The organism is Vibrio sp. PBL-C16 (genome assembly GCF_034321865.1).
GTDB classification, from domain to species: Bacteria; Pseudomonadota; Gammaproteobacteria; order Enterobacterales; family Vibrionaceae; genus Vibrio; species Vibrio alginolyticus.
On the sequence record NZ_JAXLNY010000002.1, the window covers coordinates 776648 to 800627 of the forward strand.

Genomic DNA, 23980 nt, shown 5'->3' on the forward strand with positions numbered 1-23980 from the left:
ATGAGTCGTTCAATCAAAATGCGATTGAAGCAAATCACTGGAGCACTGAGCTTAATGCTAAGTGCTCCTTATGCATTTGCTGCCGCACCAAATAATCTGGATCTTGCGACGACACTTGGCTCGCTTGTGCTTGTAATCGGCGTGATTCTTTTGCTGGCTTGGTTGCTGAAACGTATGCAAGTGCCAGCGATGGGACAACAAAAGGGCTTGCGTATAGTGAGTCAGTTGCCAGTGGGTACAAAAGAAAGAATCGCAGTAGTTCAAGTGGGTGAAGAACAGTTTTTGGTTGGGATTACTAGCCAATCGATCCAAACTTTAGCCAAGTTAGATAAGCCACTGAAAGAGGAAGAGTTGGCGACCAATGCTTTTGCGACTCAATTTAGCCAGCTGATCAAAAAACATGACAAAGGGTAATCCAATTCGTTTGCTCCTGAGTACGTCGTTACTTTTTGTCGGCGTGCTGTTTTCTTCATTTACCTTTGCTGAAGCAGAGGAGTCAGCGCTGCCAGATAACTTAGCCGATGGAAGTGGTGTTACAGTTCAGGCTATGCAAAGTGATACTGGTGCTAGCCGTGCTATGTCCGTTTCTAGTGGCGGTGGTATTCCAGCATTCACCATGACCACGAACCCTGATGGCAGTGAAGACTACTCGGTTACACTACAAATTTTAGCGTTAATGACCATGCTTGGCTTCTTGCCTGCCATGGTGATTCTGATGACCTCGTTCACTCGAATTGTGGTGGTGATGTCGATATTGCGTCAGGCAATGGGTTTGCAACAAACGCCTTCTAATCAGGTCATTATTGGTATTGCGCTGTTTTTGACCTTTTTTGTTATGTCTCCTGTCCTGAACGAAATCAACGACAAAGCTGTTCAGCCTTATTTGAACGAGCAAGTTACGGCGCGAGAAGCGTTTGATGCTGCACAAGCGCCAATGAAAGCATTTATGCTTAAGCAGACCCGAATCAAAGATTTGGAGACGTTCGTAACCATGTCAGGAGAGCAAGTCGAGAATCCAGAAGATGTGTCGATGGCGGTGTTGATTCCGGCTTTTATCACCTCAGAGCTAAAAACTGCATTCCAAATTGGCTTTATGCTCTTCTTGCCGTTTTTGATTATTGACCTTGTAGTCGCTTCGGTACTGATGGCAATGGGTATGATGATGTTGTCACCAATGATTGTTTCGTTGCCGTTCAAGTTGATGTTGTTCGTATTGGTCGATGGTTGGAACTTGATACTCTCGACACTTGCGGGCAGCTTTGCCCTTTAGATAAGCGCAGATAGAGGATAAGACATGACACCAGAAATGTTTGTCGAGCTTTTCCGTGAAGCACTTTGGATGGTGCTTATCATGGTCTGCGCTATTATCATCCCAAGCTTGCTGATCGGCCTTGTAGTTGCGATTTTTCAAGCTGCGACATCCATCAACGAACAAACATTGAGCTTCTTACCGCGTTTGATTGTCACGCTTTTGGCCCTGATGCTGTTTGGGCATTGGATGACGCAAATGTTGATGGAATATTTCTATGGCTTGATTGAACGCTTACCTCAGGTGCTTTATTAGAGGCGCCTATGGAGTACCCCACTAGCGTTGTCTTAGATTGGATCGCAAACTACTTCTGGCCCTATGTTCGTATCTCATCCATGTTGATGGTGATGACAGTAACCGGGGCCCGATTTGTTTCGCCAAGAATCCGCCTTTACCTCGGTTTAGCCATCACTTTCGCTGTCATGCCAGCCATCCCCGCTGTACCTCAAGACATTGAGCTACTCTCGTTTCGTGGCTTCATGACCATTGCCGAGCAAATGATCATCGGCATAGCGATGGGTATGGTTACTCAATTTATGATTCAAACCTTTGTCCTACTTGGTCAAATATTGGGTATGCAATCAAGTTTGGGCTTTGCTTCTATGGTTGATCCCGCAAATGGTCAGAACACGCCATTGCTTGGCCAGTTATTCATGTTCTTAACGACAATGTTTTTCCTTGCCACCGATGGACACTTAAAAATGCTGCAATTGGTGGTGTTCAGTTTTAAAACTTTGCCGATTGGCTCCGGCTCGCTCAACGCGGTTGATTTCCGTGAAATGGCAGGCTGGCTTGGTATTATGTTCCAAACGGCACTGAGTATGTCTCTATCTGGCATTATTGCGCTACTGACCATTAACTTGTCGTTTGGTGTAATGACCCGTGCCGCACCACAGCTGAATATCTTCTCGCTTGGTTTTGCTTTTGCTTTGATGGTGGGTCTATTACTTTGTTGGTACATACTGGCTGGTCTATACAGTCATTATGAAATGTTCTGGACAGTGGGTGAGGCGCAGATTTGTCGGCTTATTCGCTTGGAGTGCTAAGATTTGGCAGAATCAGACGGTCAGGAACGCACCGAAGAAGCCACGCCCCGACGGTTACAACAAGCCAGAGAAAAGGGGCAGGTCGCTCGATCTAAAGAGCTTGCATCAGCATCTGTGCTGATCGTTGGCGCCATTTCATTGATGTGGTTTGGCGAGGCGTTAGCACGTTCATTGTTTTCCATCATGAGCCGTTTATTTGATCTTCAACGAGAAGAGATTTTCGATACTGCAAAACTGTTTGATATCGCTTTGGGCGCGATGAGTGATTTGTTGTTCCCACTATTTTTGGTGTTAGCGACATTGTTTACCGCCGCCATGATTGGAGCAGCAGGTGTGGGAGGAATCAGTTTTTCTGCCCAAGCGGCCATGCCCAAGCTGTCGAAAATGAATCCGCTTAGCGGCTTAAAGCGAATGGTTGGAATGCAAAGCTGGGTAGAGTTGATCAAATCAATCCTTAAAGTGGTTCTGGTCACTGGTGTCGCCATCTATTTGATCCAAGCATCACAGGCCGATCTGATTCAATTGAGCATGGATGTGTATCCGCAAAACATCTTCCATGCTTTAGATATTTTGCTGAACTTTATTTTGCTGATCAGTTGCTCGCTATTGATTGTGGTTGCCATCGATATTCCATTTCAAATTTGGCAGCACGCCGATCAGTTAAAAATGACCAAGCAAGAAGTCAAAGACGAATACAAAGAGACTGAAGGTAAGCCGGAAGTGAAAGGCCGTATTCGTATGTTGCAAAGGGAAGCGGCTCAACGTCGAATGATGGCGGACGTTCCTCAAGCTGATGTTATTGTTACTAACCCAGAGCACTTCTCGGTAGCGCTTCGTTATAAACAGAAGACAGACCGTGCGCCAGTCGTGATCGCTAAAGGTACTGACCACATGGCGATGAAGATTCGAGAAGTCGCCCGCGAACATGACATTACGATTGTGCCCGCACCACCTTTGGCTCGTGCGTTGTACCACACGACAGAGCTCGAGCAAGAGATCCCCGATGGGTTATTTACTGCCGTCGCTCAGGTTTTGGCATTTGTATTCCAATTGAAGCAATACCGAAAACGAGGTGGACAGCGCCCGAAAATTCAAGATTATGATTTGCCAATCCCGCCCGAGCACCGTCATTGATACGAAAAGCGGTAAAGCCTTAAAAAAGTTCGTTTGATCAAAAGCTAAGCTCTATTTGAGTGTTTAGTCATTATTTTGGCGCTAATTATGGTACATAGATTGCTTAAAACGCTTTAATTATCAACCCTACCTAAACTTTTAGGCTAAAGCGGTCGCGTATTAATAGTAAGAGCTTACGTGACGCTTCAATCGATTGAGATCTCTCGCAGTATGAAGTTAAGCCTGCCGTTTGCAGATAAATTGCCACGAATCCCTCAACGTGAAATGCCAGCTATTGGTGCTCCGGTGATGGTTTTGGCCACCCTAGCGATGGTGGTACTGCCGATTCCAGCATTTTTGCTGGATATGTTCTTCACCTTTAACATCGCGCTGTCGATGGTGGTGTTGTTAGTGACCGTTTACACACGTCGCCCTTTGGACTTCGCTGCTTTTCCAACGGTATTGCTGATCGCCACGTTGCTCCGCTTGGCTTTGAACGTTGCCTCGACTCGTGTCGTCTTACTGCATGGTCATGAAGGCGGTAATGCGGCAGGTAACGTAATTGAGGCGTTCGGTAACGTCGTTATTGGTGGTAACTACGCGGTCGGCCTAGTGGTTTTCCTCATCTTAATGATCATCAACTTTATGGTGGTGACCAAAGGTGCGGGTCGTATCTCTGAGGTAAGTGCTCGCTTTACGCTTGATGCGTTGCCGGGTAAGCAAATGGCGATTGATGCCGACTTGAATGCCGGATTGATAGACCAAGAGCAGGCAAGAGTTCGTCGTTTTGAAGTGACCAAAGAAGCGGATTTCTATGGCTCGATGGATGGTGCCTCGAAGTTCGTAAAAGGTGACGCGATTGCCGGTATTTTGATTCTGTTTATCAACATCGTCGGCGGTTTGTCGATCGGTATGGCGCAGTATGGATTGGGTTTCGGTGAAGCGATTGAAATCTATACCTTACTGACAATCGGTGATGGTTTGGTCGCACAAATCCCATCGCTATTGCTGTCGATTGCAGCGGCAATGATGGTGACGCGCCAAAACACCGATGAAGACATGGGGGAACAACTGGTCTTCCAGATGTTCGACAACCCAAAAGCGCTGATGATTACTGCGGCTATTCTTGGTGTGATGGGCATCGTACCGGGCATGCCACACTTTGCGTTTTTGAGCCTGGCAGTCGCGGCCGGTGCAGCGGCATATTTCATCGACAAACGGCAGAAGCAGAAAGCGAAAGAGCCCGCTTTACCAGCAACAGCAGACGAAGGTACAGAACCTTCCTCACAGCGCGAACTGTCTTGGGATGACGTCCAGCCAGTCGATATTATTGGCTTGGAAGTCGGTTATCGCTTAATCCCTTTGGTGGACAGAGACCAAGGTGGGGAACTGCTAGAGCGCGTAAAAGGCGTGCGTAAAAAGTTATCGCAAGATTTTGGGTTCCTAATTCCTGCGGTTCATATTCGTGACAATCTTGAGCTGACCCCAAACAGTTACCGAATTACATTGATGGGGGTTGCGGTGGGCGAAGCAGAGATTCGTCCGGATCAAGAGCTAGCGATTAACCCAGGTCAGGTGTATGGCATGATTGATGGTGAGCCAACCATTGACCCTGCTTTTGGACTGGAAGCCGTATGGATCCGAGAAGATCAGCGTGAGCACGCGCAGGCTCTGGGTTATACGGTTGTTGATTCATCAACGGTATTAGCGACGCACCTAAGCCAGCTATTGACCAACAACGCATCACAGCTAATTGGTCATGAAGAAGTAGAGAATTTATTAGAAATGTTGGGACGCAGCGCGCCTAAGTTAGTCGAGAACTTTGTTCCTGACCAATTACCATTAGGTGTGGTGGTGAAAGTCCTACAAAACTTGTTAAACGAGGCCATTCCAATCCGCGATATTCGCACGATTGTTCAAACTTTGGCTGAGTACTCAAGTAAGAGTCAAGAAGCTGACATATTGACGGCAGCAGTTCGAATTAGTCTTAAACGTCTAATTGTTCAAGAAATCAATGGTATAGAGCCTGAGTTACCAGTGATTACTTTGATACCTGAACTGGAACAAATATTGCATCAAACTATGCAAGCATCAGGAGGCGAATCCGCGGGGATTGAACCGGGACTCGCTGAGCGATTGCAGTCTTCACTAAGCCAAGCGACACAGGAACAAGAACTGAAAGGCGAACCTGCCGTTCTGCTTACTTCTGGTGTATTACGCTCGACGTTGGCGAAATTTGTGAAGAACACAATACCTAATCTCCGGGTACTGTCTTACCAAGAAATCCCGGATGAAAAACAGATCAGAATTGTGCAAGCCGTGGGTAACTGATCTCACGCATCATTAATGGATTCATAGTTTGAAAATAAAGCGATTTTTTGCCAAAGACATGAGAACGGCGCTGCTCCAAGTGAAAGAGGAGTTAGGCGCGGAAGCGGTGATCATGTCAAACAAGAAAGTGGCTGGTGGAGTAGCGATTGTTGCGGCGATAGATAGTGAATCTAATCCGCCTCAAGCAAGCGCAGCGTCACAGCAAAATCGCGGTGCTTCTCAATCGAATCGCTATAACGAACATCGTCAAATGTCATCGTCTTCTGCTGATCGTTACCAAGATCGTCATTTAGATGAAGATAAAATTAGCCTGAACAGTAATAACAGTAACAATGAAAAAACAGGCTCAATGACACAGCGATTCGCTAATATGCTTAAGCAATATAGCGGTGGTGCAGCAGATGCTGACGACCACGTAGCGGAAAATGAAGATTCGCTCTCTGCTTTGCTGCAACGCCAAAATAAGCATCGCGACGGCTACAACCAAGAAAAGCCAGCGCCATATCAACCAGATTCACCTTTGGCGAAGCTAATCGCACAGGACAATCGATTTGAACGTCCGACGCCCAAGCTGGACCCGACGCGCTATGACCGACGTCGCCCAAGTGATGAGCGTGACGAATCGGCCGATGAGCTAGAAAGCATGCGCGAAGAGATGACGTCAATTCGTCGTCTGTTGGAGCACCAAGTTTCTGGCCTGATGTGGCAAGAAGTAGAACGCCGTGAGCCGCTAAGAGCTATGCTGATTAAGCGCTTAGAGCGAATGGGCGTTTCTCCGGAGTTAGCAGACCAGATGGCCTGTTATATCCCGGAAGATACAAAGCCAGCGCGAGCATGGAAAGCGTTATTGTCGCTGGTGGCGGATCAAATCAATATTCCTAAACAGGACATTTTAAAACGTGGTGGCGTAGTCGCATTGTTGGGTCCGACGGGGGTTGGGAAAACAACAACCGTAGCGAAACTCGCAGCACGCGCAGCCATGGAATACGGTGCCGACAATGTGGCCCTTGTGACAACAGATACATATCGCATAGGTGCACATGAGCAACTCTCAATTTACGGAAGAATCATGGGTTGTCCCGTAAGAGTTGCTAAAGATTCTAACGAGTTAGCCGATGTTATATATCAGCTAAGAAACAGAAGACTGATTTTGGTCGATACGGCAGGGATGGGGCAACGAGATGTGAGGCTTTCCGAGCAGCTCGACACTCTAATGCAAGAGAGCGGAGAAGTGATCCACAGCTACCTTGTTTTGCCGGCTACCGCACAACGTCGTGTTCTACAAGAAACGCTGGATCACTTCCGACGTATACCACTTTCGGGTTGTATTATGACGAAGCTTGATGAGTCATTAAGCCTAGGCGAATTCATCAGTGTAGTGATTCAAAACGCAATGCCAGTAGCTTACATCGCTAATGGTCAGCGCGTACCAGAAGACATTGTGATAGCGCAACCAAAATATATGCTTGCGAAAGCAAATGAACTGTTAGAGAAGTCGACAGAGAACGAACCTCACTTTTGGAACAGTGACAGTGAAGGACTCTAAGGCGGCGGACTACTATGACTGAGAATATGATACACGATCAAGCAAGCGGCCTCCGTCGCTTAACACAACCATCGTTGACCAAAGTGATTGCTGTTACTGGCGGCAAAGGTGGTGTGGGGAAATCAAACGTAACACTGGGTCTGGCGATTTGTATGGCTCGCCAAGGCAAGAAGGTGATGGTTCTCGACGCTGATTTAGGTCTGGCCAATGTGGACGTGATGCTCGGAATTCGTGCAAAACGTAATCTAGGACATGTCTTAGCGGGTGAATGTGAGCTAAAAGATGCGATTGTCGAAGGGCCTTATGGTATAAAGATAATTCCTGCAACTTCTGGCACACAGAGCATGACAGAGCTTTCTCACGCTCAGCATGCCGGACTCATCCGAGCATTTGGTAGTCTTGAAGACGAAATGGATGTCCTGCTGATTGATACCGCTGCTGGTATCTCTGACATGGTAATCAGTTTTTCGCGAGCAGCTCAAGATGTGGTTGTAGTTGTGTGTGATGAACCGACGTCAATCACAGATGCCTATGCATTAATCAAGCTGTTGAGTAAAGAACACCAAGTTCAACGCTTTAAAGTTGTAGCAAATATGGTCAGAAGCTACCGTGAAGGGCGAGAATTGTTTGCAAAGTTGACACTAGTCACAGAGCGATTCTTGAATGTTAGCCTTGAACTCGTAGCATGTATTCCATTAGATGATAAAGTACGACAGGCTGTAAAAAGACAAAAAATTGTCGTTGATGCGTTCCCACGCTCGCCTGCCGCTTTAGCTATCAGCTCACTAGCAAACAAAGCGTTGACGTGGCCACTACCAAAAACACCAAGTGGACACTTGGAATTTTTTGTGGAAAGGTTGCTAAATCGTACCGAATTCGCAGAGGACCCTTTTGGTGAATAAAGCGATAACCTATGACCAACATGGCAAATTTAATAGCCAGCAGGCGTTCATTGAACGTTATTCAGTGTTGGTTAAGCGCATTGCTCACCACCTACTAGGCCGTTTACCGCCGAGTGTTCAGGTAGAGGATTTAATTCAGGCCGGCATGATCGGTCTTATCGAAGCTCAGCAGAATTATGATGGTTCTAAAGGTGCGAGCTTTGAAACTTATGCAGGTATCCGTATTCGTGGCGCAATGTTAGATGACATGCGTAAAGGCGATTGGGTACCGCGTTCTGTTCATAAAAATAATCGAGAGATTAACCAAGCGATTGCGGAGCTGGAAGGCGAATTAAATCGAGATCCTACTGATTCTGAAGTAGCCACGCATCTCGGTATGACACTGGATCAATATCATAGTGCTCTTACCGATATCAACTGCTCAAAATTAGTCGGTATTGAAGATTTAGGCGTTTCTGATGATGTGATTTCACCGGCGGATGAAACCGATGACAGCAACCCATTCAAAGGGGTAGTTGATGAATCATTTCGAAAAGCACTGGTTGAATCAATAAAACAGCTTCCAGAGCGTGAAGCTTTGGTTCTTTCGCTTTATTATGATGAAGAACTCAATTTGAAAGAAATTGGCGATGTGTTAGGCGTAAGCGAATCTCGCGTAAGTCAAATACTGAGTCAAGCGATGCAACGTTTACGTACCAAGCTCAGTGCGTGGACACAAAATGACTAAAAACACTGATTTTACGATTCAGTGGAGGCAATTTTGAATAAAAACATGAAGATCCTTATTGTTGATGATTTCTCAACAATGCGCCGTATTGTTAAAAACCTGCTTCGTGACTTGGGTTTCAATAACACTCAAGAAGCGGACGATGGTTTAACCGCATTACCAATGCTGAAAAAAGGTGACTTCGATTTTGTTGTAACTGACTGGAACATGCCAGGTATGCAAGGCATCGATTTGCTTAAACACATCCGCGCGGATGCAGAACTTAAGCATCTGCCAGTTCTAATGATCACGGCTGAAGCGAAGCGTGAGCAGATCATTGAAGCTGCTCAAGCAGGTGTAAACGGCTACATTGTTAAGCCATTTACTGCTGCAACATTAAAAGAAAAATTAGATAAAATTTTCGAGCGTTTATAACTCTCTCTTTCTCTTTGTTATTCGAGTCATTCATACCAATTATTAAATACCTATTAAATGACTCGTTTAGCGTTTTCAAAGTGATAAGAAGAACTAAACGTAAAAGGGTCTATTCAGAATGATCTCACTAGAGCAGGCGAAGTCACTCGTTCAAATGCTAGAAAACGGGGAACAAGACCAAGCCAATATGCTTGTTGCCTCGATCTACGAAGGTGCCGATAACCCAATGCTGCAAGAAATTGGAGCGTTAACTCGAGACCTTCACGAATCACTCAAGCAGTTCAGTCTCGATCAGCGCATGACCGAAATTGCGAAAGACGAAATCCCTAACGCTAGGGATCGTCTCAATTATGTGATCGAGAAGACAGAGCTTGCAGCCAACAAAACAATGGATGCGGTCGACTGCTGCCTTCCTATCGCTGATAACCTGCATGATTGCCTTCTAAAAGTTCGTCCTCAATGGAATGAACTCATGCACGGGCGCATAGAATTAAGCGAATTTAAAGCACTGTGTCACCGAATCGACGGGCTATTAGTGCAAGTCGAAGGTGACAGCACTGAATTGCGCGGCCAATTGACCGAAATTCTCATGGCGCAAGACTTCCAAGACCTAACTGGCCAAATCATTCGCCGCGTAATTACGTTGGTTAATGAAGTTGAAGGCCGCTTAGTGGAAATCCTAACCGTATTCTCTGGAAATAAACTTGAAGAACATATTCAAGTTTTGTCAGAACCGGCAGATAAAAAGAATACACAAACAAGCGAAGCCGAAGGCCCGATTCTTCATCCAGAACTGAGAGAAGATGCGGTTTCATCGCAGGACGAAGTCGATGACTTGTTGTCCAGTCTTGGATTTTAAAGGTAACGTATGAGCTACGATTTAGACGAAGATATTCTTCAGGACTTTCTCATTGAGGCTGGGGAAATTCTCGAGCTGCTTTCTGAGCAGTTGGTTGAATTGGAAAATAACCCAGAAGACAAAGACTTACTTAATGCTATTTTCCGCGGGTTTCATACCGTAAAAGGCGGTGCCGGCTTCCTTTCATTGGCAGAGCTAGTCGATACTTGTCATGGTGCGGAGAACGTGTTCGACGTTTTACGAAACGGTCAACGCACGGTAACGCAAAACTTAATGGATACGATGCTAAAAGCCTTGGATACGGTTAATACCCAGTTCCAGGCTGTTCAAGATCGTGAGCCGTTAGAAGCTGCGGACCCTGAGCTTCTTGAAGAACTTCATCGTCTATGCAAACCTGAGTCAGAAGATGAAGTAGCGGCAACCGTAGTTGAAGAACCAGTGGCTACTCCAGAGCCTATTATTCCCGAGCCTATCATCGAAGAACCTGCTGCGCCGTCAGCACCATCAAGTGTCGGCTCTGTTGATGAAATTACCCAAGACGAATTCGAAAAGCTACTTGATGAGCTTCATGGTAAAGGTTCAGCGCCAGGCGCCTCAATGTCTGCGACATCTACAACGCCATCTGAACCGCCTCAATCGAGTGCGCCATCAGTTGAAAGTGGTGATATCACTGATGATGAGTTTGAACGTTTACTCGATGAACTGCACGGTGTAGGAAAAAGCCCTTCTACGGCAGAGGCTGCTGCATCTGCATCCGTACCAGTAGAGCCACCTAAAGCGGCAGAGCCTTCCGCTCCAGTGTCATCTTCATCAAATCAAGACAGTGACTTAATGACGGACGAAGAGTTCGAAAAGTTACTCGATGAGCTACATGGTTCAGGTAAAGGTCCAACGCTAGAAGAATTGGATATGGCAACGAAGCCTGCTTCAGCAAACGTAGAGCAAAGCCCTGCGAAACCTGAGCCTGTTGCTAAGCCAGCACCCGTTCAAACAGCGCCAGCACCAAAGCCAGAATCTAAACCAGTCGCCGTAAAAGAAGAAGCTAAAGCACCAGCGGTTAAAAAACCTCAGGCTGAAGCAACCGTTCGTGTTGATACCTCGACGCTTGATACCATCATGAACATGGTGGGTGAGCTCGTATTGGTTCGAAACCGCCTATTAAGCCTTGGTTTGAATAGCGACAACGAAGAGATGTCCAAAGCGGTCGCTAACCTTGATGTGGTAACTGCGGATCTACAAGGCGCGGTAATGAAAACGCGTATGCAGCCAATTAAGAAAGTGTTTGGCCGTTTCCCGCGCGTTGTCCGTGACTTGGCTCGTAACCTAAATAAAGACATCGTGCTAGAAATGCGCGGTGAAGAAACCGATCTCGATAAGAACCTTGTAGAAGCATTGGCCGATCCGTTGATTCACTTGGTACGTAACTCGGTTGATCACGGTATTGAAATGCCAGACGCACGCGCGAAGGCCGGCAAATCACGCACAGGTAAAGTGATTTTGTCAGCATCGCAAGAAGGGGACCATATTGAACTATCCATCGTAGATGATGGTGGCGGTATGGACCCGAACAAACTGCGTGGCATCGCGGTGAAGCGTGGCATGATGGATGAAGATGCGGCGGCACGTTTAACAGATAAAGAGTGCTTCAACCTTATCTTCGCACCTGGTTTCTCAAGTAAAGATAAAATTTCTGACATCTCTGGTCGTGGTGTGGGTATGGACGTGGTTAAGACGGCGATCAATACCTTAAACGGTTCAATCGATATCGATTCTGAGCTAGGCAAGGGCACTAAGATTACGATCAAAGTACCACTAACGTTAGCGATTTTACCGACTCTGATGGTTGGTGTTGGCGGTCATCCGTTTGCTCTACCACTGGCTTCGGTGAGTGAAATTTTCCACTTAGATCTTAGCCGTACAAACGTGGTAGATGGTCAGCTGACGATCATTGTACGTGAGAAATCTATCCCGCTATTTTACTTACAAAACTGGTTAGCATCCAAATCGCAAAACGTCCAAGAGCGTACTGGTCACGGTCACGTGGTGATTGTACAGATTGGTAACCAACGCGTTGGTTTTGTTGTGGATACGCTTATTGGTCAAGAAGAAGTGGTTATTAAGCCACTCGATAATCTATTACAGGGCACTCCAGGTATGGCTGGTGCGACAATTACTAGCGATGGCCACATTGCATTAATTCTAGATGTGCCTGATTTACTTAAGCGATACGCTGCGGCTTCACGCCTTTAAGCAAAGCTGACGTTATTAAAAGGAATAAGATGGCGATTAAAGTACTAGTCGTTGATGATTCGAGTTTTTTCCGACGTCGCGTGAGCGAAATCATCAACTCAGAATCGCGCCTAGAAGTGATTGACGTTGCGGTAAATGGTAGAGAGGCGGTTGAGAAAGCCAAATCTCTCAAACCTGACGTCATCACGATGGATATTGAAATGCCAGTGATGGATGGCATTACAGCTGTACGTGAAATAATGGCCGCTGCTCCAACGCCAATTCTAATGTTTTCGTCCCTGACCCACGACGGGGCGAAAGCTACGCTTGATGCGCTAGATGCGGGCGCATTGGACTTCTTACCGAAAAAGTTTGAGGACATTGCGCGTAACCGTGAAGAAGCGGTGTCATTACTTCAACAGCGTGTGATTCAGATTGCCTCGAAGCGCGCTTTCATGCGTCGACCTATCGCTCGCCCAACAGCGAGTACCAGCACGACTACTCGATCATTAGGTTCAAGAACGGCTTCACCTGTGACTCCAACACCAACTCGACCTGCTGCGACAAAGTACCGTGCTTCTGGTAAGAAGTATCAACTGACGGCAATTGGCACATCAACAGGTGGCCCCGTTGCTCTACAAAAAATTCTGACGCGTTTGCCGATGAACTATCCGCATCCGATTGTATTGATTCAACACATGCCAGCAACGTTTACTGCTGCGTTTGCCAGTCGTTTGAACACCTTGTGTAAGATTCAAGTGAAAGAAGCACAAGATGGCGATGTGTTACAGCCCGGTGTGGCATACCTTGCACCAGGTGGGAAACAAATGATGGTGGATGGACGAGCGGGCGCTGCTCGTCTTCGCATTATTGATGGCGGCGACCGCATGAACTACAAACCATGTGTGGATGTGACTTTTGGTTCTGCCGCAAAAGTATATGGCGACAAAGTGCTCTCTTTAGTGTTGACAGGCATGGGTGCAGACGGTCGTGAGGGCGCTCGCATGTTGAAGTCTGCAGGCTCAACAATTTGGGCACAAGATGAAGAAAGTTGTGTTGTTTATGGCATGCCCCAAGCGGTTGCTAAAGCAGGCATTTCTTCAGAAGATTTACCGCTTGACCGCATTGCTGAACGCATGTTGGTGGAAGTTGGCCTAGCTTAGGATTCATCATGATTGTTTGGAGTGTAGCTAACCAGAAAGGAGGCGTGGGTAAAACCACCTCAACAGTGACATTGGCGGGCTTATTGAGCCAGAAAGGCCATCGAGTATTGATGGTTGATACTGATCCTCACGCCTCACTGACTACTTATCTCGGTTATGATCCTGATGCAGTAACTTCGAGCCTATTTGATTTATTCCAGTTGAAGACGTTTTCTCGTGAGACGGTTAAGCCGTTGATTTTAGAAACAGAGCTGGAAGGAATGGATATCATTCCCGCGCATATGTCCCTTGCCACGCTTGATCGCGTAATGGGTAATCGCAGTGGTATGGGATTAATCTTAAAACGGGCGCTGCAAACTGTCTCACAAGACTATGACTATGTGTTGATTGACTGTCCGCCAATCCTTGGCGTGATGATGGTGAACGCGTTGGCAGCCAGTGACCGAATTTTGATTCCTGTTCAAACAGAGTTTTTGGCGATGAAAGGTCTAGAGCGCATGATGCGTACGCTAACTATTATGCAAAAATCTCGCCCGGGCGGTTTCAAAGTGACTATCGTCCCAACCATGTACGATAAGCGCACGAAAGCGTCATTGCAGACATTGATGCAACTGAAAAAAGATTACCCAAATCAAGTGTGGACCTCAGCGGTGCCTATTGATACCAAGTTCCGCGATGCCAGTTTAAAGCACTTGCCAGCTTCGCATTTTGCATCTAGTAGCCGTGGTGTGTTTGCCTATAAACAGCTACTGATTTACCTGGAGAGGTTGGCGTTCGATGAGCAGTAATGATGTGCTGTCCAGTGAACAAGCACTTGATGACTACTTTAATGCATTACTGGATGATGAAACTGAAATAACGACTCTTGAGGAAGACCTTGACCTGTTGGCTCAAGAGGTATCATCTGCAGAGCCAGAGCCAGAGCCAGAGCCAGAGCCAGAGCCAGAGCCAGAGCCAGAGCCAGAGCCAGAGCCAGAGCCAGAGCCAGAGCCAGAGCCAGAGCCAGAGCCAGAGCCAGAATTACAGCTACAATACTCGGAGCCAGAAACGTACCAGTTTCAAGAAACATATCCGCCAGAGTTGGAAGCTCCAAACCTGGAAGATGTTCAAAGGCTATTAAGTCAGCTTGAAGCAAGCAACCCAGTGGCTGAGTTGGATATTGATAGTATTCTTGAACAAAATACGATTGATATTGCAGCAGAGATAAAAGCGGCTGAGCCTGAGGTACAAACCTTTAGTGAGGTGCCTGAGCTTCAGGGTGTTGAGGAAATACAGGACTGGGTGATTGATGAGCCAGTTTTTGAGGAAGCGCAACCAGAGGTGGATGAACCTCACGCAGTGATCGAACAAAGTATCAATATAGAAGCGAACGTCGATACTGAACTCGAAACACAAGCAGATTCCGATATACCAACGGTCTGGGAAAGCACGAAGCGAAGTGAGGACTTCCAAGTTCTTTACTTTGATGTGAATGGTGTCACGTTTGCTGTACCTCTTGATGAGTTAGGTGGTATTCATCGCATTAGCGAGCTTAACCATTTGATAGGAAAACCCGCCTGGTATTTGGGGCTACAAACAAATCGCGAGCAGCAGTTTGATGTCATCGATACCGCGAAATGGGTGATGGCAGATAAGCTTCGTGATGATAGCTATAAAGATAACTACCAATATGTCGTCATGCTTGGTGAGAGCATGTGGGGGTTGGCCAGTAACCAATTAATGGGGACTGAAACGCTTAATATCGACAAGGTTCGCTGGCGTGAGCAGGCGGGTAAACGCCCTTGGCTAGCGGGCATGGTAAAAGAAAAAATGTGTGCCTTAATTCATGTCCAGGCGCTCATTGACATGCTAAACGCCGGTTTAGATGTCAAATCACTGAATTAGATTTAAGTCGGGAACGACATTAACGAGGATTAACTATGTCTCAAGCTTTTGAAGTAGAAGTGAAGAAAGATGCATCGAATGACGAAGTTCTTCAGTGGGTGACGTTCCAGCTAGAAGAAGAAACGTACGGCATCAACGTAATGCAAGTTCGTGAAGTACTTCGTTATACTGAAATTGCCCCTGTTCCAGGTGCACCAGATTATGTACTTGGTATCATCAACCTACGCGGTAATGTAGTTACTGTTATCGATACACGTTCACGTTTTGGCCTGATGGAAGGCGAAGTCACCGACAACACTCGTATTATTGTGATCGAGTCTGAGCGTCAAGTGATCGGTATCTTAGTAGATAGCGTGGCAGAAGTCGTTTATCTGCGTTCTTCTGAAATTGATACGACGCCTTCAGTTGGTACCGACGAGAGTGCGAAGTTCATCCAGGGTGTGAGCAACCGTGACGGCAAGCTTCTTATCCTTGTGGATTTGAACAAGCTGCTAACAGATGACGAGTGGGACGAGATGGCTCACCTTTAATGGCTGAATGATGATGGCTGAAGAGACTCTTTTATCTGCCCCATTCCTTGCGGGTGGCGTCGCTTTTATCGTGTTGGTATTGGTTGTTTTGCAACTGCGGATTCGCTCGGGGTTACAAAAGCAGTTAGATCAACAACGAGCTCAATCTCGACACGCAGATAAAGAAGTGCAAAAGTTGAGTAAGCAGTTACTCGAAGTGCGCTCGGTTGTCGTTGGTCTTGGACAAAAAGTGACGGAGCAACAAGACATTATTCAGCACTTAAACGAGAGAATTCGCGAACTCGAACACGCTGATACTGATGGTCGCTTGTACAGTCGCGCTTCTAAAATGGTACAGCTTGGCGCTGATATCAACGAGCTGATTGAAGAGTGCGAACTACCAAAAGCCGAAGCTGAGTTGATGCTTTCACTGCAGAAGAAACTGGCAGGGAAAGAGAAGATTCCACCATTAAGTGGTCAGCCATCAGATGACGCAGAATATCCAGCGCGTGGACGTCGTCGACGCTAAAGGTTATCAAGCGATAAAAAAGAGGCGTTATTACGCCTCTTTTTTTGTTTTTAGCCGCTAATGCTCTTCTTAAATACAACCCTAGATAACCTTCAGTCGATCTTGCTCTTAGTTCTGGCCTCTCAAATTCAAAATGAGCGCTTATAACTACTTATAGTTAATTTTATTAAAGTGTGATGATTAATTAACAAAAATACATGAACTTACATGTAACCTAGCCCTCTTATCCTGTTTTGTCATAACTAAGCTGTGCTAATATAGCGGCTCGTTCATTTTTTAGTTGAAGCTCTATGTTAGAAGTGTCTAACCTGACAGCAATCCGTGATGAAAGGGTTCTGTTTGAAAACCTGCAGTTTGAAATTAAGCCTGGTGAATTGGTCCAGATCGAAGGGCGTAATGGTACTGGTAAAACTACATTGCTACGGATTGTGACAGGGTTAGGTGATAGAGAAGAAGGTGTCATTAAATGGAAAGGCGAAGAGGTTGAAAAATCTCGTGATGTTTTCCATCAAGATCTGCTTTTCTTAGGACATCAAACAGGAGTGAAACGAGAGCTTACCGCATTAGAAAACTTACGTTTTTATCAATCTATTCAAAATAATCGCTCTTCAGACGAAGAAATCTTTATCGCTTTGACTCAAGTAGGATTAGCTGGTCGAGAAGATGTGCCTGTAGCACAACTTTCCGCAGGTCAGCAACGACGAGTCGCATTGGCAAGGTTATGGCTCAGTAAGCAAATTTTATGGATTTTAGATGAGCCGTTGACTGCCATTGATAAGCAAGGCGTCAAGGTGCTTGAATCTTTGTTCGCAAGTCATGCTGATAATGGCGGTATTGTTGTGTTGACGACGCATCAAGATATGTTTGCGGACAGCCCGAAACTTAGAAAAATAAAGCTGGGTGACTGATATGATTTCCTCGATGACCACCATCATTCGTCGTGAGCTCCTAATCGCATTTCGCCGTCAGGCAGACATTCTGAACCCGCTGTGGTTCTTTATTATTGTCATTACTCTCTTTCCTCTGAGTATTGGACCAGAACCTAATTTGTTAGCACGTATTGCAGCGGGCATCGTTTGGGTTGCCGCATTGCTGTCCGCCTTATTATCATTAGAGCGTCTATTTCGTGATGATTTTCAAGACGGTGCACTAGAACAAATGATGCTAATGCCGATTCCATTGCAACTTGTCGTGGTTTCAAAGGTCATAGCACATTGGTTGTTAACAGGGTTACCTCTGATTTTAATTAGCCCATTATTGGCGGTTTTACTTTCGCTCGACTTCAATACTTGGCTATCGGTTGTATTAACCTTGATGATCGGTACACCAACACTAAGTTTTATTGGCGCCATTGGTGTGGCGTTGACTGTTGGGTTGCAAAAGGGTGGCGTTCTTTTGAGTTTGCTTATTCTTCCGCTCTACATCCCAATTTTGATTTTCGCAACATCGGCAATTGATGCTGCCGCACTCGGTATGGCGTATAACGGTCAACTAGCGATTTTAGGTGCGATGCTAATGGGGGCGATGACATTAACGCCTTTTGCCATTAGTGCCGCATTGCGAGTTAGTGTTAACTAACTCAATAAAGTGCCAATGAAGCGGCGCTTGATCAAAGAATTATTATTAAAGCACTGCTACGGTCTCAACCCTTTAGACAGTGTCCCTGAAGTAAGAGTGAGAACAAAACATGTGGAAATGGCTACATCCTTATGCCAAGCCAGAAGCAGCTTATCGTTTGAGTGGTAAGTTTCTGCCTTGGTTTTCTGTATTGGCCCTCGTATGCTTATCGGTTGGTACGGTTTGGGGGCTTGCATTTGCGCCTTCAGATTACCAACAAGGTGACAGTTTCCGAATTATCTACATTCATGTCCCATCAGCTATTTGGTCTATGGGCGTTTATATGTCGATGGCGATTGCTGCATTTATTGGCCTAGTATGGCAAGTTCGCCTATCTGATATGGCGGCACTTGCGATGGCTCCGATTGGTGCAGTATTTACTTTTATTGCTCTACTTACAGGTGCTGTTTGGGGCAAGCCTATGTGGGGCACTTGGTGGGTATGGGATGCCCGTCTTACATCTGAATTGATTCTTCTATTTCTCTACCTTGGTGTGATTGCGCTTTACCATGCGTTTGACGATCAAAAAACCGCCGCAAAAGCCGCTGGTATCTTAGCGATCGTAGGCGTAGTAAACCTACCTATCATTCACTTTTCCGTGGAATGGTGGAACACGCTTCATCAAGGTGCGACGATCACGAAATTTGAACAACCTTCTATTTCATCCGACATGCTTTGGCCGTTATTGCTGAACATCTTTGGCTTTGCGTTCTTCTTTGGTGCCGTGACGATGGTCCGTTTTCGTAACGAAATCATCAGTAAAGAAAGTCACCGCCCTTGGGTGCGCAAACTCGCAACAGAACAAACTCAGTGAGGTAACTGATTATGCATTTTGAATCTCTGAGCGACTTTTTTGCCATGGGTGGCTACGCATCATACGTATGGAGTGCGTTTGGTATTACTTTCTTATCCATGCTGATTCTTCTGATCACTAGCCTTCGCCGCGGTGATGCATTATTGAAAGAAGTGAAAGCAAAAATTGACCGTCAAGCTCGTATCGACGCAGCGAAGAACATGGAGAACACCTTATGAACCCGAGACGTAAAAAGAGGCTAGGTATTGTACTAGCGATCTTTATCGGTATTAGTGCCACCATTGGTTTGATACTTTATGCGCTTAATCAAAATATGGACCTTTTCTATACTCCAACGGAATTGGTTAATGGTAAGCCAGATGGCACCAAGCCAGAAGTAGGCCAGCGTCTGCGTATCGGTGGAATGGTGGTTGTGGGCTCAGTTCGTCGAGATCCTAATTCTTTGAAAGTGAGTTTTGACCTGCACGATGTCGGTCCGAAAGTGACGATTACCTATGACGGTATTCTTCCTGACTTGTTCCGTGAAGGGCAGGGTATTGTTGCTCAAGGTGTACTGAAAGATGCCACGACAGTTGAGGCATTTGAGGTCCTAGCGAAGCACGATGAAGAATACATGCCACCAGAAATTGCAGAAGCGATGAAAAAAACGCATGAACCGCTTCAATACAGCACCGAACAGAAACAAGGAAGCGGCCAATGATTGCTGAAATCGGTCACTTTGCTCTCATTCTTTCGCTTGCAATGGCAGTGCTGTTGAGCGTATTGCCATTGTGGGGAGCATCGAATAATAACACCATGCTCATGAACACAGCGCGACCGCTATCTTGGTCTATGTTCCTGATGCTGTTGTTCTCTTTCGCCATTTTATGTTGGGGATTTTATACCAACGACTTCACGTTACAGTATGTAGCGAGCAACTCGAATAGTCAGCTTCCTTGGTACTACCGTTTAACCGCAGTATGGGGTGCGCACGAAGGTTCACTGTTGCTATGGGTGTTAATCCAAGCTGCTTGGACTGTCGCTGTAGCGACGTTTAGTCGTGGTATGCCGCAAGAGTCGGTTGCACGTGTACTTGCTGTTATGGGCATGATCTCAGTGGGTTTCCTACTGTTTATCATCCTAACGTCGAACCCATTCCTACGTACGTTACCGTTCTTCCCGGTTGACGGACGTGACTTGAACCCTCTGCTTCAAGACCCTGGTTTGATTGTTCACCCGCCAATGCTTTACATGGGCTATGTTGGTTTCTCGGTTGCATTCTCTTTTGCGATCGCATCCCTAATGACCGGACGCCTTGATACGGCTTGGGCTCGTTGGTCTCGTCCTTGGACAACCGCTGCATGGGTATTTTTAACACTTGGTATCGCACTGGGTTCTTGGTGGGCTTACTACGAACTTGGCTGGGGTGGCTGGTGGTTCTGGGACCCAGTAGAAAACGCATCATTCATGCCTTGGTTAGCGGGTACCGCATTAATGCACTCTCTTGCCGTGACAGAAAAACGCGGCACATTTAAAGCGTGGACGGTACTATTGGCAATCTCTGCATTTTCGTTGAGTTTGTTGGGCACCTTCTTAGTCCGTTCCGGTATTTTAGTATCGGTGCACGCGTTCGCGTCTGACCCGTCGCGCGGTATGTTTATTCTAGGCTTCCTCGTTTTCGTTATCGGTGGCTCTTTATTGCTGTTTGCCGTAAAAGGGGCAGCAGTGCGTGTACGAGGTAACTTCGACTTAGTCTCACGTGAAAATGCGCTCTTAGCCAACAACGTATTACTTATCGCCGCTCTTGTTGTGGTGTTAGTGGGGACACTGTTGCCGCTCGTACACAAGCAGCTTGGTTTGGGGTCGGTCTCTATCGGTGCGCCATTCTTTGACATGCTATTTGCGTGGTTAATGATGCCATTTGCTTTTCTGCTTGGTATTGGTCCTCTTATTCGCTGGAAGCGAGACAGTTTATCTAAACTTGTGAAACCAATGCTCGTTTCAGGTGTGCTTGCTTTCGCTTTGGCCGCGCTATGCGTGTACCTGTTTGCCGATTTCTTCTCAACCATGGCTTACATTGGTTGGGTGATGGCGATTTGGATTATTGCGATGCATGGCTTTGAATTGTACGAGCGAGCAACGCACCGTCATAGCTTTAGTGAAGGTGTTCGCAAGCTGCAACGTAGCCACTGGGCAATGATGTTGGGTCATGTTGGTCTGGCGGTATCTGTTATCGGTATTGCGATGGTACAGAACTACAGCATCGAGCGAGATGTACGTTTAGCACCTGGCGAACACTTCCAAATTCAAGGTTATGATTTCTACTTCTCAGGCTTGCGTGATAAAGATGGTCCAAACTACGATGGCTACATCGCAGACTTTGAGATCACACACAATGGCAAATACGTGAATACGCTTCACGCAGAGAAGCGCTTCTACCGTACGGCTAAGTCTATGATGACTGAAGCAGCCATTGACCGTGGTATTAGCCGCGACCTATACATTGCAATGGGTGAACGTTTAGACGACAACCGATCTTGGGCTGTTCGTATTTACTATAAACCGTTCGTTCGTTGGATTTGGGCTGGCTCTTTGATTATGGCATTAGGCGGCGCACTAGCGATTTCTGATAAACGCTACCGCTTCCGTAAATCGCCGAAGAAAAACGCGAAGTCAAAAGAGCAGGAGGCATAACATGAATAAGAAAATCTTATTTATTCCGCTTGTCGCTTTCATGATTCTAGCGGGCATTTTCGCAACCCAATTAATGCGTAACCAAGAGGGCGATGATCCAACTAAATTGGAGTCGGTTTTGGTTGGTAAGCCAGTTCCTGAATTTCATTTAGAAGATCTGGCTGAGCCTGGAAAACAGTACGACCAATCAATTTTTAAAGGTGAACCGTTGCTCTTGAACGTTTGGGCAACGTGGTGCCCAACGTGTTATGCAGAGCATAAATACCTAAACGAATTGGCGGGTAAGGGCGTTAAGATCATCGGTATGAATTACAAAGATGATCGTAATAAAGCAATAGGTTGGCTGAATGATCTCGGCAACCCGTACTTGATCAGCCTATTTGATGGCAGTGGTATGCTTGGCCTTGACCTTGGTGTTTATGGTGCTCCAGAAACATTCATTATTGATGCAAATGGTGTGATTCGCTATCGCCATGTAGGGGATGTAAACCCACGTAATTGGTCAGAAACACTGGAGCCGCTTTACAACAAATTGGTTGAGGAGGCGAAGCAATGAGAAAGCTAATTCTTGCCGTTTTTGCTGCGATGACATTATCTCTTGCTGCTCATGCGGCCATTGAAGTGTACGAGTTTGATAATTTGGAACAAGAACAGCAGTTCAAAGAGTTAAGCCATACGCTCCGTTGCCCTAAATGTCAGAACAACACGATCTCGGATTCTAACGCTGAACTTGCTCAGGACTTACGCCATAAGGTGTACGAAATGACCAAAGAAGGTAAGTCCAAAGATGAGATTGTTGATTACATGATCGCCCGTTACGGTAACTTCGTGACTTACAACCCACCATTTACGGTCGCGACTGCGATTTTGTGGCTAGGGCCACTCGCTGTAGTACTGGGTGGTTTTGGTTTGATTGTACTGCGTAGCCGTAAATCTAAAGTTAAGGCAAAAGCGAGCAGTGACGAGCAATGGGATGAGCAAAAAGAAGCTCGTTTAAAAGCATTGCTTGAAGAAGAGAACAACGGAGATAAGAAGTAATGACACTATTTTGGATTTCCACCGTTGTTCTCACGCTTATTGCTTGTGCGCTGGTGGCTTTGCCGCTGCTTAAACAAAAAGCGAACAATGATGATGTGTTACGCGATGAGCTTAACAAGGCATTTTATAAAGACCGACTATCTGAGCTTGCAGAAGAAACTGACGAAGGTCTAGTTGAAAGTGAAGACGAACTGATTTCTGATCTAAAGCAATCACTGCTTGACGATATCCCTGGTGATAAAGCGCAAAAAGAAACCAAGGTTTCTCCAATCGCGGTTTTAGTTCCATCGGTAATTCTGACGGTGGTGCTGAGCTATGGTTTGTATTATAAATTTGGCGCGTCAGACGATATTGTTCAATGGCAAGAAGTGTCTGCAAATCTACCTGAGTTATCGAAAAAGCTGATGTCGGCTTCTTCTGAGCCGCTGAGTGACGATGAAATGGCGGATTTGACCCTTGCCCTTCGAACTCGCTTACATTACCAGCCGGAAGACTCGACAGGTTGGTTACTGCTAGGTCGTATTGCGTTAGCAAATCGTGATGTCACCACAGCTATCGATGCTATGGAAAAATCGTACCGCCTAGAGCCAAAAGACCCAGATGTGATGTTGGGTTATGCACAAGCTCTGATGCTGTCTCAAGAGGAAATGGATCAAGCGACGGCTCGCTCATTACTCGGCAAGCTGATGCAGCAAGACTATGTCGATCTGCGTGTGTTTTCTTTGTTAGCGTTCGATGCGTTTGAGCGTCAAGACTTCCCGGCAGCCATCAAGTACTGGGGAATCATGCAGCAAATGATTGGTCCAGAAGATAGCCGCTACGAGATGTTGTCACGCAGTATTGAGAGTGCTCGTAAGCAAATGGGCGAAGCGGTTTCACCGGATAAGAGTGTAGCTGTGACAATTAATGTGGCACCAAATGCTCAGTTGGATCCAAACGCAGTTCTGATTGTGTCAGTACATCGTTCAGATGGCTCCCCAATGCCTGTGGCTGCTGCTCGTTATCCGCTAGGTACTTTCCCTCGCACAGTCGTATTAGATGATGGCAATGCCATGATGCAAGGGCAAAAGTTATCTACACTCGATAAGCTAATCGTCCGTGTGCGTGTAGATTCTGACGGTAACGTAGCAACGCGTGATCAAGATTGGCACGGAGAAAGTGACGTCGTTGAATTTGGCGCACCAGTAGAAGTGACCATTGATCAGCAGTATTAATTGTTAACATCTGTCTCTGAAACATGACAACGAGGTAGAGTCAGTTGCCTTTAGTGGTATGAC

Annotated in this window: 26 protein-coding genes; all 26 read left to right on the top strand. The window is 46.3% G+C overall.

The genetic code is table 11. The features are described from left to right. The 26 genes from fliO (at position 1) to ccmI (ending at position 23917) form a co-directional block, all read left to right on the top strand. Complete coding sequence (gene fliO / locus UQW94_RS11890; protein ID WP_005380480.1) at positions 1-414, top strand: flagellar biosynthetic protein FliO; 414 nt, start codon at positions 1-3, stop codon at positions 412-414. Next, positions 401-1270: a flagellar type III secretion system pore protein FliP gene (gene fliP, locus UQW94_RS11895; RefSeq protein WP_104979599.1), complete on the top strand. Its 870-nt coding sequence runs from the start codon at positions 401-403 to the stop codon at positions 1268-1270. The genes fliO and fliP overlap by 14 nt, the downstream gene beginning before the upstream one ends. A 24-nt stretch (positions 1271-1294) precedes the next feature. Then, the gene (gene fliQ, locus UQW94_RS11900; RefSeq protein ID WP_005380488.1) at positions 1295-1564 is read left to right on the top strand and encodes a flagellar biosynthesis protein FliQ; all 270 of its coding nucleotides are present in this window, start codon (positions 1295-1297) and stop codon (positions 1562-1564) included. An 8-nt stretch (positions 1565-1572) separates the two neighbouring features. Next, the gene (gene fliR / locus UQW94_RS11905; RefSeq protein WP_005384463.1) at positions 1573-2355 is read left to right on the top strand and encodes a flagellar biosynthetic protein FliR; all 783 of its coding nucleotides are present in this window, start codon (positions 1573-1575) and stop codon (positions 2353-2355) included. A gap of 3 nt (positions 2356-2358) precedes the next feature. Then, on the top strand, positions 2359-3489 hold the full coding sequence (gene flhB / locus UQW94_RS11910; protein ID WP_005380490.1) for a flagellar biosynthesis protein FlhB: 1131 nt from the start codon (positions 2359-2361) through the stop codon (positions 3487-3489). Between the two features lie 210 nt (positions 3490-3699). After that, entirely contained in the window at positions 3700-5799 is a 2100-nt protein-coding gene (flhA, locus tag UQW94_RS11915; protein WP_025998722.1) for a flagellar biosynthesis protein FlhA, read from the top strand. Between the two features lie 28 nt (positions 5800-5827). After that, positions 5828-7345, top strand: a complete 1518-nt coding sequence (gene flhF, locus UQW94_RS11920) for a flagellar biosynthesis protein FlhF (RefSeq protein ID WP_017635950.1) — start codon at positions 5828-5830, stop codon at positions 7343-7345. 14 nt (positions 7346-7359) lie between these two features. Then, a complete protein-coding gene (locus tag UQW94_RS11925) occupies positions 7360-8247 on the top strand; it encodes a MinD/ParA family protein (RefSeq protein ID WP_005380498.1) in 888 nt (295 codons plus the stop codon). Continuing rightward, positions 8240-8974 carry an RNA polymerase sigma factor FliA gene (locus UQW94_RS11930; RefSeq protein ID WP_005380499.1) on the top strand — a complete coding sequence of 245 codons (735 nt, stop codon included), beginning with the start codon at positions 8240-8242 and terminating at the stop codon, positions 8972-8974. Before UQW94_RS11925 ends, UQW94_RS11930 begins: the two co-directional genes overlap by 8 nt. A 45-nt stretch (positions 8975-9019) precedes the next feature. Continuing rightward, positions 9020-9388 carry a chemotaxis response regulator CheY gene (gene cheY / locus UQW94_RS11935; RefSeq protein WP_017635949.1) on the top strand — a complete coding sequence of 123 codons (369 nt, stop codon included), beginning with the start codon at positions 9020-9022 and terminating at the stop codon, positions 9386-9388. Between the two features lie 118 nt (positions 9389-9506). Beyond that, positions 9507-10247 carry a protein phosphatase CheZ gene (locus tag UQW94_RS11940; protein ID WP_005380502.1) on the top strand — a complete coding sequence of 247 codons (741 nt, stop codon included), beginning with the start codon at positions 9507-9509 and terminating at the stop codon, positions 10245-10247. A 9-nt stretch (positions 10248-10256) separates the two neighbouring features. Beyond that, positions 10257-12497, top strand: a complete 2241-nt coding sequence (locus UQW94_RS11945) for a chemotaxis protein CheA (RefSeq protein WP_017635948.1) — start codon at positions 10257-10259, stop codon at positions 12495-12497. Positions 12498-12526: 29 nt separating this feature from the next. Further along, complete coding sequence (locus UQW94_RS11950; RefSeq protein WP_025767174.1) at positions 12527-13639, top strand: protein-glutamate methylesterase/protein-glutamine glutaminase; 1113 nt, start codon at positions 12527-12529, stop codon at positions 13637-13639. 8 nt (positions 13640-13647) lie between these two features. Beyond that, complete coding sequence (locus UQW94_RS11955) at positions 13648-14427, top strand: ParA family protein (protein WP_176311123.1); 780 nt, start codon at positions 13648-13650, stop codon at positions 14425-14427. Continuing rightward, positions 14417-15523 carry a chemotaxis protein CheW gene (locus tag UQW94_RS11960; protein WP_322142245.1) on the top strand — a complete coding sequence of 369 codons (1107 nt, stop codon included), beginning with the start codon at positions 14417-14419 and terminating at the stop codon, positions 15521-15523. The genes UQW94_RS11955 and UQW94_RS11960 overlap by 11 nt, the downstream gene beginning before the upstream one ends. Before the next feature lie 35 nt (positions 15524-15558). Further along, entirely contained in the window at positions 15559-16053 is a 495-nt protein-coding gene (locus UQW94_RS11965) for a chemotaxis protein CheW (RefSeq protein ID WP_005380507.1), read from the top strand. A 13-nt stretch (positions 16054-16066) separates the two neighbouring features. Next, entirely contained in the window at positions 16067-16561 is a 495-nt protein-coding gene (locus tag UQW94_RS11970) for a DUF2802 domain-containing protein (protein ID WP_025998721.1), read from the top strand. A gap of 290 nt (positions 16562-16851) precedes the next feature. Further along, positions 16852-17469 carry a cytochrome c biogenesis heme-transporting ATPase CcmA gene (gene ccmA / locus UQW94_RS11975; RefSeq protein ID WP_005380511.1) on the top strand — a complete coding sequence of 206 codons (618 nt, stop codon included), beginning with the start codon at positions 16852-16854 and terminating at the stop codon, positions 17467-17469. A 1-nt stretch (position 17470) separates the two neighbouring features. Then, positions 17471-18139, top strand: a complete 669-nt coding sequence (gene ccmB, locus UQW94_RS11980) for a heme exporter protein CcmB (RefSeq protein ID WP_005380512.1) — start codon at positions 17471-17473, stop codon at positions 18137-18139. A gap of 109 nt (positions 18140-18248) precedes the next feature. Further along, positions 18249-18992 carry a heme ABC transporter permease gene (locus UQW94_RS11985; protein ID WP_005380513.1) on the top strand — a complete coding sequence of 248 codons (744 nt, stop codon included), beginning with the start codon at positions 18249-18251 and terminating at the stop codon, positions 18990-18992. Positions 18993-19003: 11 nt separating this feature from the next. Continuing rightward, positions 19004-19210 (top strand): heme exporter protein CcmD, encoded by a 207-nt coding sequence (ccmD, locus tag UQW94_RS11990; RefSeq protein ID WP_005380515.1) that lies wholly within the window; start codon positions 19004-19006, stop codon positions 19208-19210. Further along, a complete protein-coding gene (ccmE, locus tag UQW94_RS11995) occupies positions 19207-19692 on the top strand; it encodes a cytochrome c maturation protein CcmE (protein WP_005380516.1) in 486 nt (161 codons plus the stop codon). Before ccmD ends, ccmE begins: the two co-directional genes overlap by 4 nt. After that, positions 19689-21665, top strand: coding sequence for a heme lyase CcmF/NrfE family subunit (locus tag UQW94_RS12000; RefSeq protein ID WP_053349548.1), 1977 nt, complete (start codon positions 19689-19691; stop codon positions 21663-21665). The genes ccmE and UQW94_RS12000 overlap by 4 nt, the downstream gene beginning before the upstream one ends. A gap of 1 nt (position 21666) precedes the next feature. Next, a complete protein-coding gene (locus tag UQW94_RS12005; RefSeq protein WP_005380518.1) occupies positions 21667-22221 on the top strand; it encodes a DsbE family thiol:disulfide interchange protein in 555 nt (184 codons plus the stop codon). Beyond that, entirely contained in the window at positions 22218-22703 is a 486-nt protein-coding gene (locus UQW94_RS12010) for a cytochrome c-type biogenesis protein (protein WP_005380519.1), read from the top strand. Before UQW94_RS12005 ends, UQW94_RS12010 begins: the two co-directional genes overlap by 4 nt. After that, complete coding sequence (gene ccmI / locus UQW94_RS12015; protein WP_054575506.1) at positions 22703-23917, top strand: c-type cytochrome biogenesis protein CcmI; 1215 nt, start codon at positions 22703-22705, stop codon at positions 23915-23917. The genes UQW94_RS12010 and ccmI overlap by 1 nt, the downstream gene beginning before the upstream one ends. The last annotated feature ends 63 nt before the right edge of the window (positions 23918-23980 follow it).